Below are 10,179 nucleotides of genomic sequence, written 5' to 3'. Positions count from 1 at the left end.
CGGCCGCCGCTGCCAGCAGCGGGCTGCGCCTGGCCGGCCAGCGGCGAGCCAGCAGGGCTGCCAGGGGCAGCGCTGGCAGCCACCCTGCGGCCAGGATGCCGGCATAGAGGGGAGCGAAGCCGATCAGGTCTTGCCAGGTCGCGCGGGCTCGTTCCGCGGCGGGGATGTCCACACCCAGGCCCACCAGCGCCTGCAAGTTCCATTGCGTCTGCACCACCGAGCCCCAGGCTCCAGCCAACAGCCAAGCCAGCAGCAGCGGCGCAAGATGCCGCGTCCATTGGGGGGACGGGGAAGCGCTCGTGGTGACCGATCTCATAATCTTCATTATGAAATACCTGCTTGCTTTTCTCCTGGGTGTGCTGGTTTGGGTCCCCTCGGTCCAGGCGGCTGGCTACCGGATCGAGACCGTGGCCGCCGGGCTCGTGCACCCCTGGTCTCTGGCAGTGCTGCCGGGCGGAGGCATGCTGGTGACCGAGCGCCCGGGCCGGCTGCGCCTGATCGAGCCCGGGCCTGATGGCCGACTGCAGTTGCGCGCCGAGCCCGTGGCGGGTGTGCCGCCGGTGCTGGCGCAAGGACAGGCCGGCCTGTTCGATGTGGTGTTGGATCCGGATTTTGTGAACAACGGTCGGGTGCTGTTGTCCTTCGCGCATGGCAGGCCCGAGGCGAACCATCTGCGGGTGATACGAGGCCGCTTCGATGGTCGCCAGCTGCAGCAGGTGCAAGCCATATTCACCTCCCAGCCTGCCAAGGCCGACACACAGCACTTCGGTGGGCGCCTGGCGTGGCTGGCCGATGGAACCCTGCTGTTTGGCATGGGTGACGGCAATCTGGAGCGCACCGATGCGCAGCGCCTGCACACGCACCTGGGCAAGCTGCTGCGCATCCAAGCCGACGGCAGCATCCCGGGTGACAACCCTTTCGTGAAGCGCATGGACGCCAAGCCGGAGATCTACTCCCTCGGACATCGCAACCCGCAGGGCCTGGTGGTGGTGGACGGTGTGCCGTTTGCCCACGAGCATGGCGCGCGGGGCGGTGACGAGCTCAACCGCATTCAGCCCGGCGCCAACTATGGCTGGCCCATCACCACGGGCGGCATCGACTACACCTACGCGCGCATCACGCCCTACCGCAGCCTGTCCGGCATCCAGCCGCCGCTGGTGGAATGGACTCCGTCGATCGCACCAGCCGGGCTGGCCTGGTACGACGGGGCCTTGTTTCCGGCATGGCGCGGCAGCTTTTTGGTCGCGGCTCTGGTCGAACGCAGCGTGCGCCGAGTGCCCATGGTCAAGGGCGTGCCGGGACCGCAAGAAGTGCTGTTCAAGGAACTCGGCGAACGCATTCGCGATGTGCGCGCCGGGCCTGACGGCGCGATCTATCTGCTGACGGACAGCCCCAATGGCCGCGTACTGCGGGTGGTGCCGGCATCTCCTTGAACGGCGACTGAATTTCGGCAGGTGCCATCGGCGTGGTCTGCTGTAGTCCCGGCCATCAGAGCTTGTAGTCGAGCGTCAGTCCGACGTTGCGCGGCGCGCCGTAGATCGCGCCGTAGGCAATTGTGCGCAGGTACTTCTTGTCGGTCAGATTCCTGACGTTCAATCGCAGCGTCGCTTGGTCGCTCAGCTCGTAGGCTGCAAAGGCGTCAGCGAGCAGATAGGCATCCTGGCGCGCGCCGCCAATCTTGAAGACGTCCGATTGCCATCGCGCCGCTACGCCCACACGCAGCGATGGCAGTGCAGGCAGGCGCGTGTCGGCACGAATGTTGAATGTCTTGCGCGGGATCCATTCGCTGGTGTCGCCGCCGGTCGGGCCGGTCAGCTTGAGGTGGGTGTAGCCGGCGGTCAACTGGGTGTCCTTGGAGATGTGGCCCGTGATCTCGGCTTCAAAGCCGCGTGACTTGACATCCCTGGGCTCATACCAGGACTGCTGGGCCACCGGGTCGAAGCCGGCCTCGACGGCAATGCCGTTCTGCTTCGCCTGGAAGACGGCGAAGGTGCTCAGCAGCTTGCGGTTCAACCATTCGGCCTTGACGCCGACTTCGGCATTGATGCCCTTCATCGGTGCAAGGAAGCCACCGGTTTTGAGGCGCTGGTCCTGGACCTGGAAGATGTCCGAATACGAGGCGTAGACCAGCGCCTCCGGCGTGATGTCATAGGTAAGGCCGAGGTAGGGGCTGGCCTTGTCGGTCTTCTCGTTGTCGAGATTGACGCCGCCGCCGTAGATCGAGGTGCCATTGCGCTTGAGGCTGATGGCGTTGACGCCCAGGATGCCCTTGAGGCTGTCAGTCAACGAAAGACGGGTGGCAGCGTAGAAGCGCGTCAACTTCTGCTCGCCGTCCGCGCCCGGCGTCGTGACACCCCAGGTCGGCTCCGGATAGACGTTGCCCGGATAGGGGAAGGCCGGCAACGTCGGGCTGGGGGCGCTGGTGATGCTGTAGGCGTCGGTCTTGGCGTCCAGCTTGGTGAAGCTCAGGCCTGCGGTGAGCTCATGCTTGCGCCCGAAGGCACGGAAGCGGCCGGTGACGTTGGCGTCGAAGATGTCGCTGGTCGACACGCTGTCGCTGCGGTAAGGCCAGCCGACAAGGCCGGTGTTGTCGGGTTTCAGCGCGCCGGTGAGCGAGTAGGCGTAGAACAGCTTGGTGTTCTCCTTGCCGTGGCGGTGGTTGTAGGTGAGCTTGCCCTCCCAGTCAGCTGAGAGCGTGTGGGTGTACTCGGCGAAGGCGTTGTAGGACCGGGTATTCCACCTCGTCCAGTCCTGTGCGGGGGACGCCGATCGGTCGAACTCGGCCTGGCTGCCGTCGGCGCGGACCAGGGTCAGCGAACCCCACATCGGCGAGCGCTGCTGGGCATCCGAGAATCCGAAGCCGAAGGTCAGCACGCCGCGGTCACCGATCTGACCGTCGACAACGCCATAGACCGTGCTGCGCTTGTCGTTCAGCGCGCGGATGTGGGACCCCTTGTCCTCTTGCGCTACGACGAGTCGACCGGCCCAGGAACCGTCGTCGCTGAAGACCTTGTTGTAGTCGAGCGCAACGCGCTTGAAGTCGTAGGAGCCGAGGCTCACGACCACTTCTCCGGTGTCTTTGTTGGTCGGACGCTTGCGCACATAGTTGATCGTGCCCGAGGCGTTGCCCAGGCCGGTCAGCAGGCCGTTCGCGCCGCGGATCAACTCGATACGCTCGAACAAGTAGGCGTCCTGCTGGCCGACAACGGAGCCCCAGTCATTGGTCATGCCCAGGCCATCGACCTGGGTCAGCATGACCTGGAAGCCACGTGCGTTGATTTCGGCACGGTTGGTCTCGTACTGCTCGACGTTGACGCCGGTACCGTAGCGCAAGGCGTCGAGCGTGCCGGTGATGCCGAAGTCGGTCAGTTCTTCCTTGCCGATCGTGCTGATCGACTGGGGCGTGTCCTTGAGCGCCAGTTGCAGATTGGTCGCGCCTTTGGAGACACGGCTCTCGCGCTTGCCGGTCACCTCGATCTTCCCGAGCGTGTTTTGGGCGTGGGCGATATCGCTCATGGCGAGTGAGGCTGCGAGAGCGCAGGCGGTCAGCAGGAACTGATGCTTCATTCTTGAATCCGTGGTGGACAGTCTGGAGTTCGGGGTGTTCTTCGCGAGGCCGAACAGTCGCTGGCCGATGCCCTGGGTCCGGGCGCCAGTGGTCGGCTCGCACATGCACAGGGGTGGGGGAGAGTGCGGATGCGACTTTATATTAAATGAGATTGAGTCGCATTATCTAAATACGACTTGAGTGCGATCGTGGGGCGAAGGCGACGTTTTGCGTTCCGTGACCGCCGGGCCGGCGCGGAGTAAAGCCGTGGCAACCGCCCTGCGCCACGCCACCCGGCGGCTCAACGCCGGCCTCCTCAAGCAGTGGTTGACCCGCCTGCGCTACTGGAGCCACAGCCACTGGGTCCGCATTGCTTTAACAAGACGTATTCTCATTTAAACTTCTGCTGGCTGGATGGCAGCTACGACTGCGTCATGGACGCTTTGAGGACTCCGAATGACATCTCCGACGCTGCGCCTCTGGGCTTGGCCTTTGGCCCTGGGTTTGCTGACCGTCAGTGGGCTGCTGAGCGCACTGGTCTCCGAACATTGGGGTGATGCCTGGTCCTGGCTGGCGCTGGGCGGGCCGGTGCTGGTGATGGCCTGGCATGGTTGGAGGACGCCGCGATGCTGAGCGCCCGCGCCCTCAAGACCTGGTCCTGGCTGCACAAATGGAGCAGTCTGATCTGTACCGTCTTCATGCTGCTGCTGTGCCTGACCGGGCTGCCGCTGATCTTCCACCATGAAATTGGCCACCTGCTGGGCACTGAAATCGAGGCGCCCGAGATGGCCGTCGACAAGCTGCCAAACCCGCCGCGCGTCAGCCTGGACCAGGTGCTGGCCACGGCGCGTGCCGTGCACCCCGACCGCGTCGTGCAATTCGCTTCGCCGGACGAGCATGACGACCGCATCTGGTTCGTCACGATGACGCCGACACCGGCACCCACCGAGGACTTCAAGTCGGTGGTGGTCGATGCGCGAAACGGCGAGGTGCTGGGCCAGCCCAAGTTCAACGAGGGCTTCATGCATCTGATGTTCCGCCTGCATGTGGATCTGTTTGCCGGTCTGCCGGGCAAACTGTTCCTGGGTTTGATGGGACTGCTGTTGCTGGTGGCCATCGTCACCGGGGTGGTGCTGTACGCGCCCTTCATGCGCAAGCTGGCTTTTGGCGACGTGCGGCGCGAGAAGTCGACGCGCATCAAATGGCTGGACCTGCACAATCTGCTGGGCATCGTGACCCTGGTGTGGTTCTTCGTCGTTGGCGCCACCGGCATGATCAACACCTGGGCCGACCTGCTGATCAAGTACTGGCAGTACGACCAGCTCAGCACCTTGCTGGCGCCCTACAAGGATCAGCCTACCGTGACTGTCGCCGAGCGAGGCTCGGTCCAGGCCTCGCTGGACGCGGCCAAGGCGCTGGCGCCCAACACCAAGCTGTCTTTCATCGCCTTCCCTGGCACGGCGTTCTCGAGCCCGCACCACAACACCTTCTTCTTGCGCGGCAACGAGCCGCTGACCTCGCGTTTGCTGCAACCTGTGCTGGTTGACGCGAAGACCACCAAGGTCACTGCTGCGCCCAGCCTGCCCTGGTACCTGACCGCGCTGCTGGTCTCGCAGCCTCTGCACTTCGGTGACTACGGCGGCTTGCCAATGCAGATCATCTGGGCGCTTCTCGATATCGCTACCATCATCGTGCTGGGCAGCGGTCTGTATCTGTGGGTCAAAAAGCGCCAGCCGCGTTCGCTGAGCGACGAAGCGGGCGTGGTCCTGCCTGCACAGGTCTGACAAGGCCTCGGTCGATGTTCGAGCGTTACCACCGCGAGTTGCTGAACTTTTTTGCTCGGGCGATGGGCGACCGCGAGCGCGCTGCCGATGTGGTGCAGGAAGCCTATGCGCGGGTCCTGGCCACACCGGCCGTGCAGGTTCGGGATCCACGCGCGTTGCTTTACCGCACGGCCAAGAACATCGTCATCGACGAGTATCGGCGAGAGCAGGTACGCGAGCACGGGGCCGATGGTCCGGCGCTTGATGTGGAGGAAGCCTTGGCACCCGCTCAAGGCCAACCCGATGCGCGCCTGGCGGCGCGCCAGCAGGCCGAACGTTTGCTGGCAGCCATCGATGCACTGCCGCCGCGCTGCAAGCAGGCGTTTGTGCTCTACAAGCTTGACGATGTCCCTCAGGCCGAGATCGCAGAACGCATTGGTATCTGGGTTTTGCCTGTCTCGCCTTGGCGATGCCGCGCCACTGGAGCGAGGTCAGCGGGCGGCCCGTCGATGTGGTCGCCGGGCTGGCAGTTGCTAAGCCGCTTGGGCTTCGGCGGGCTGCTGTTCGCTTATGGCTGCTGCCTTGTGCGCGATGGCGCCAGCTTTGGGACTGTGCTGTGGATCGTGCTGATCGCATTGACCGCCACTGTGGTGGCGCTGACGCTCGCGTTCAAGCCGAGCTGGCTGGTGTCGATGCTGCGTGCAGGCACTGCTATTGAAGCTTGTAGGAAATAGCGGGTGCGTTCCCTGTTTTCATTGTTCAAGTGCGGTGGGGCGACTAAACGCGTCCGTGAGCCACGCCATGGCTTGCCCGAGCTCAACGCTCTGAGGGTGACGCAGCTTGAAAGACACCATCCCGAGCAGTGCCGCCTTCAGCGCCTTGCTCGCCTGCTCCACGCTGAGATTCGAGGGCAGGGAGATTTCGCCTTCGGCAACTCCTTGCGCTAGGACGGCTTCGATCTGGCGTCGGTGCTGGTCGTTGGCGCTGCGAAGCTCTGCCCTGAAGTCCTCGTTGGCGGCTGTCCATTCGGTCTTGTGCAGAAGCAGGTCAAGGATGTGGCGCTTCAGCCCATCCTGGTCGAGGTCCGCGATCCAGGCGGTCATCAGCTCGCGCAGGCGCTCCAGCGGCGACTCGGCGCCGTCTTGGTGTTCGGCCGAATTTGAACCCCAGGCGACCAGGCGGCAGACGGCCGCGAATACATCCGTCTTGTCCTTGAAGTGGAAGTAGACCGCGCCGCGCGTGACCTTTGCGCGCGCGGCGATCTCCGTCAGTCCGGCAGACCCATAGCCTTGCTCCGCGAACACCTCCACCGCTGCGAGCAAGATCTGCTGGCGCGTCTGTTGGGCTTCAATGGCTGTGCGTTTCACGCTGGCAAAACTCCGGTTGCGTTCATGGGCGCTGCTGGGCTGGTCTGACCTGGAAATTATCGAGTCGATAGCGGTCCGCTGCGCGGATCGATACCCAGCCGAGACCATATCGAGACGACTCTGCGGGGCGCTGCGCGCCACACTGCGGCGCATGCCAACTGGCACCCGAGCGCCGCAGCGCAGCACCAAGCAAGAGGACATCTGATGAGAAACAACGGCCCCACGACCGGGCGCGAGTACCTGCTGCCCCCCGGACAGAGTTTGATGTCGACCACGGACCTGAAGGGGCGCATCACGCATTGCAATGCCGCCTTTGCACAGGCCAGCGGTTTCACGCGCGAGGAACTGCTGGGGCAGCCGCATAACTTGATCCGCCATACCGACATGCCGGCGATGGCTTTTGCCGATATGTGGCGCACGATCCAGAGCGGCATGCCCTGGACCATGCTGGTCAAGAATCGCCGCAAGAACGGTGATCATTACTGGGTGCGCGCGAATGTGACGCCGCTGCTGGACGAAGGGCGGGCCATCGGCTATTTGTCGGTGCGGACGGTGCCGGGTCGGGCCGAGGTGGCCGAGGTGGAGGCACTTTACGCCAGGCTGCGCGCCGATGAGTCCCGAGGCCTGCGCCCGCCCTTTGTGATTCAGCACGGCCAGCTGCGGCGCACCGGCTGGTCGGGGCTCGCGCAACGAGCTGCGACTCAGCTGCGCCGGATGGCAGTGGCTGTGCCCGCCGTGCTGGCCACATTGGTGGCCGCCAATCTTGGCGCCGGTTTTGGCATCGACATCGCGATGCTCGTGGCGCTGCCGCTGACCCTGCTGGCGACGCTGGTCCAGCAGCGATGGCTGGAGGCGCCGCTGCGCACACTGTCGAGCTTTGCCAGCGGCATCGCAGCGGGAGACTTCAGTCGGAGGCTGGCGGTGAACGGCGGTCGGCTGATCGGGCAGTTGGAGCGTGCGCTGGGCCAGCTCAGCGTCAATTTGCAGGGCATGGTCGGTGATGCACGCTCGGAAGTGGTGGCGATGGAAGAAGTGGTGGCCGCCGTTGTCGCGGGCAAGGAGTCGCTGTCCATCAGCACCGATGCGCAGGCGGCCGGCCTGCAGCAGTCCGCCGCTGCGCTCAAGCAGCTGACAGAGACCGTGCGGCACAACGTCCAGGCGGCCGAGCAAGGCGCCAGCCTGGCCGAGCAGACCCTGGCGGTGGCGCTGCGTAGCACGACCAGCGTCGACCATATGCGCGCGACCATGCGTGACATCAACGAAGCCACTGCGAAGATCTCGGACATCACCCAGGTCATCGACGCGATCTCCTTCCAGACCAATATCCTGGCCTTGAATGCGGCCGTCGAGGCGGCGCGGGCCGGCGAGCAGGGCAAGGGCTTTGCTGTCGTCGCCCAGGAGGTCAGGGCGCTGGCGGCGCGGACCACGGCCGCCGCCCGTGAGATCAAGGATTTGAGCCAGGGCTCGCAGAAGCGGGTGGCGGCCGGGGTCTCCGAGGTCGGCGGCGCGGCTGCTGCCATCAGCGATACGGCCTCGGCAGCGACCCAGCTGCGCCAGCTTGTCGATGGCGTCCACCGTGCCAGCCGAGAGCAGTTGCAGGCCATCTCCGAGATCAGCGCGGCCGTCGAATCGCTGGACGATATGACCCAGCGCAACTCGATGCTGGTCGATCGACTTTCCAGTTCCGCAGACTCGCTCTCCGGCCAAGCCAGAACCCTGGCCTCCTCGGTCAGTCTTTTCCGGACCTAGACATGAATCATCCCACGCGCCCAGCCCTTGTCCTCGATCCGGTCGAAGCCGCGCAGCACGGACAGGCCATCCTCGACAACGTGCTTGAAGCGATCATCACGACCGACTCGCAGGGCTTGATGACCTCGTTCAACCGCGCCGCCACACGCATCTTTGGCTACGACGCACAGGAGGTGATTGGTAGGAATGTCTCGCTGCTGATGCCCGCGCCCGACCGGGCGCAGCACGGCGGCTATATGGCGCGCTACGAGTCGACGCGCGAAGCCCGTGTCATCGGCGTGGGGCGCGAGACCTTCGGCCAGCACAAATGCGGCCTTGTCTTCCCGATCCAGCTGTCGTTGTCGGCTATCGAGCGCGATGGGCAGCTGAGCTATGTCGGTCTGGTCCGCGACATCTCCGAGCAAAAGGAGGCCGAGTCGCACATTGAGCGGCTGGCCTACTACGACGCCCTGACCGGTCTGCCCAACCGCCGCCTGCTGCTGGATCAGCTGGCACAGCTGCACAGCCGGTTTGCGAAGCAGGGCGGCCATGCGGCACTGATCTTTGCCGACATTGATCGCTTCAAGAGCGTCAACGACACCTTGGGCCATGCCGGCGGCGACGCGCTGCTGCGGGCGACCGGGGAGCGACTCAAGGAGTGCCTGGTTTCGCAGGGCCTGGTCGCCCGAATGGGGGGCGACGAGTTTGCGATGCTGATCCCGGATCTCGACGCCGACGCCGATATGGCCCAGCTGGAGGCGGCGCAATGGTGCCAGCGGCTTCTCCATCGCCTGCGCTGCGAGCACCAGCTTGCCGGCCATGAGTACCGGACCAGCGCCAGCCTGGGCGTGCTGCTGATCCGCGACGGCCGCGAGGCGCCCGAGGCCCTGCTGGCACATGCGGAGCTGGCGATGCAGCAGGCGAAATCGGAGTCGCGCGATACCTACCGCTTCTACGATGCCGAGATGGGGCGCTCGGCCGCCTTGCGCGCCGGCCGGTTGAATGATCTGCGTCTGTCGCTGCGACGCCAGGAGCTGGCACTGGTCTTCCAGCCGCAGGTGGACGAATGGGGTGATGTGCTGGGCGCCGAGGCGCTGCTGCGCTGGCGCCATCCGAGCCGCGGCACGGTGTCGCCGGCCGACTTCATCCCCTTGGCCGAGCAGAGTGGCTTCATCATCCAGATCGGTCAGTGGGTGCTGCTGCAGGCCTGCGACATGCTGGCCGCCTGGCGACGCCACCGGCACACAGCGGTCTTGTCGATCGCGATCAATATCAGCGCGACCGAGTTTCGCGACCCGGAGTTCGTGGCCACCGTGTCACGGGCCCTGGCGGTCAGCGGGGCGGACCCGCGCCGCCTGAAGCTGGAGCTGACCGAGAGCGTACTGACCGTCGACCTCAGCGATCTGGCGCAGAAACTTTCGGCTATCAAGCGCATGGGCGTCAGCCTGTCGCTGGACGATTTCGGCACCGGCTACTCCTCGATGGCCTACTTGCGCGAACTGCCGCTGGATCAGCTGAAGATCGACCGCAGCTTCATCGTCGAGATTGATCGCAGCGCGCGCGACGAGGTGCTGGTGCGCGGCATGGTCGAGATGTGCCGGGTGCTTGGCCTGTCGGTGATCGCCGAAGGCGTCGAGACCCCGAGCCAGCGCGAGCGCTTGCTGGCCTGCGGCTGCACCAGTTTCCAGGGCTACCTGACTGGCCGGCCGATGAGCGCCGAGGACCTGGACCGTCTGATCGGGACCGACAACGCCGCGCTGGTCTGAGCTGGCGC

General features: G+C 65.0%; 8 protein-coding genes and 1 pseudogene. 6 read left to right on the top strand and 3 right to left on the bottom strand.

All coding sequences use genetic code 11. The annotated features are described in order from the left end of the window. Window positions 1-316 (bottom strand): annotated as a pseudogene (locus PO768_RS04155) (hypothetical protein); the annotation flags it as partial. A 10-nt stretch (window positions 317-326) separates the two neighbouring features. Between PO768_RS04155 and PO768_RS04150 the strand changes: the two are divergent. Further along, complete coding sequence (locus PO768_RS04150; RefSeq protein WP_272645018.1) at window positions 327-1,433, top strand: PQQ-dependent sugar dehydrogenase; 1,107 nt, start codon at window positions 327-329, stop codon at window positions 1,431-1,433. 55 nt (window positions 1,434-1,488) lie between these two features. Here PO768_RS04150 and PO768_RS04145 read toward each other — a convergent pair whose 3' ends face one another. Then, entirely contained in the window at window positions 1,489-3,672 is a 2,184-nt protein-coding gene (locus PO768_RS04145) for a TonB-dependent siderophore receptor (protein ID WP_272645017.1), read from the bottom strand. 331 nt (window positions 3,673-4,003) lie between these two features. Between PO768_RS04145 and PO768_RS04140 the strand changes: the two genes are divergently transcribed. The 3 genes from PO768_RS04140 to PO768_RS04130 are packed head-to-tail and all read left to right on the top strand — an operon-like array spanning window position 4,004 to window position 6,044. Further along, window positions 4,004-4,180 carry a hypothetical protein gene (locus tag PO768_RS04140; protein WP_272645016.1) on the top strand — a complete coding sequence of 59 codons (177 nt, stop codon included), beginning with the start codon at window positions 4,004-4,006 and terminating at the stop codon, window positions 4,178-4,180. After that, the gene (locus PO768_RS04135) at window positions 4,174-5,331 is read left to right on the top strand and encodes a PepSY-associated TM helix domain-containing protein (protein ID WP_442953170.1); all 1,158 of its coding nucleotides are present in this window, start codon (window positions 4,174-4,176) and stop codon (window positions 5,329-5,331) included. Before PO768_RS04140 ends, PO768_RS04135 begins: the two co-directional genes overlap by 7 nt. Window positions 5,332-5,345: 14 nt before the next feature. Then, window positions 5,346-6,044: a DUF3325 family protein gene (locus PO768_RS04130; protein WP_272645015.1), complete on the top strand. Its 699-nt coding sequence runs from the start codon at window positions 5,346-5,348 to the stop codon at window positions 6,042-6,044. A gap of 18 nt (window positions 6,045-6,062) precedes the next feature. On the opposite strand, the gene PO768_RS04125 is transcribed toward PO768_RS04130, so the two are convergent. Continuing rightward, window positions 6,063-6,677, bottom strand: a complete 615-nt coding sequence (locus PO768_RS04125) for a TetR family transcriptional regulator (RefSeq protein ID WP_272645014.1) — start codon at window positions 6,675-6,677, stop codon at window positions 6,063-6,065. Window positions 6,678-6,881: 204 nt separating this feature from the next. On the opposite strand from PO768_RS04125, the gene PO768_RS04120 reads away from it, so the two are divergent. Beyond that, window positions 6,882-8,426 carry a methyl-accepting chemotaxis protein gene (locus PO768_RS04120; protein WP_272645013.1) on the top strand — a complete coding sequence of 515 codons (1,545 nt, stop codon included), beginning with the start codon at window positions 6,882-6,884 and terminating at the stop codon, window positions 8,424-8,426. A gap of 2 nt (window positions 8,427-8,428) precedes the next feature. Further along, window positions 8,429-10,171 (top strand): putative bifunctional diguanylate cyclase/phosphodiesterase, encoded by a 1,743-nt coding sequence (locus PO768_RS04115; RefSeq protein ID WP_272645012.1) that lies wholly within the window; start codon window positions 8,429-8,431, stop codon window positions 10,169-10,171. Window positions 10,172-10,179 lie beyond the last annotated feature (8 nt).

The sequence above is a fragment of the Paucibacter sp. XJ19-41 genome (genome assembly GCF_028462495.1).
GTDB lineage: Bacteria > Pseudomonadota > Gammaproteobacteria > Burkholderiales > Burkholderiaceae_C > Roseateles_E.
This window is presented reverse-complemented; position numbering and strand designations above follow the sequence as displayed.

What these genes read in the sequence shown, in the direction of transcription:
- PO768_RS04150 (WP_272645018.1), top strand. Translation starts at nt 327, where the DNA reads ATGAAATACCTGCTTGCTTTTCTCCTGGGTGTGCTGGTTTGGGTCCCC.
- PO768_RS04145 (WP_272645017.1), bottom strand. Translation starts at nt 3,672, where the DNA reads ATGTGCGAGCCGACCACTGGCGCCCGGACCCAGGGCATCGGCCAGCGA.
- PO768_RS04140 (WP_272645016.1), top strand. Translation starts at nt 4,004, where the DNA reads ATGACATCTCCGACGCTGCGCCTCTGGGCTTGGCCTTTGGCCCTGGGT.
- PO768_RS04135 (WP_442953170.1), top strand. Translation starts at nt 4,174, where the DNA reads ATGCTGAGCGCCCGCGCCCTCAAGACCTGGTCCTGGCTGCACAAATGG.
- PO768_RS04130 (WP_272645015.1), top strand. Translation starts at nt 5,346, where the DNA reads ATGTTCGAGCGTTACCACCGCGAGTTGCTGAACTTTTTTGCTCGGGCG.
- PO768_RS04120 (WP_272645013.1), top strand. Translation starts at nt 6,882, where the DNA reads ATGAGAAACAACGGCCCCACGACCGGGCGCGAGTACCTGCTGCCCCCC.
- PO768_RS04115 (WP_272645012.1), top strand. Translation starts at nt 8,429, where the DNA reads ATGAATCATCCCACGCGCCCAGCCCTTGTCCTCGATCCGGTCGAAGCC.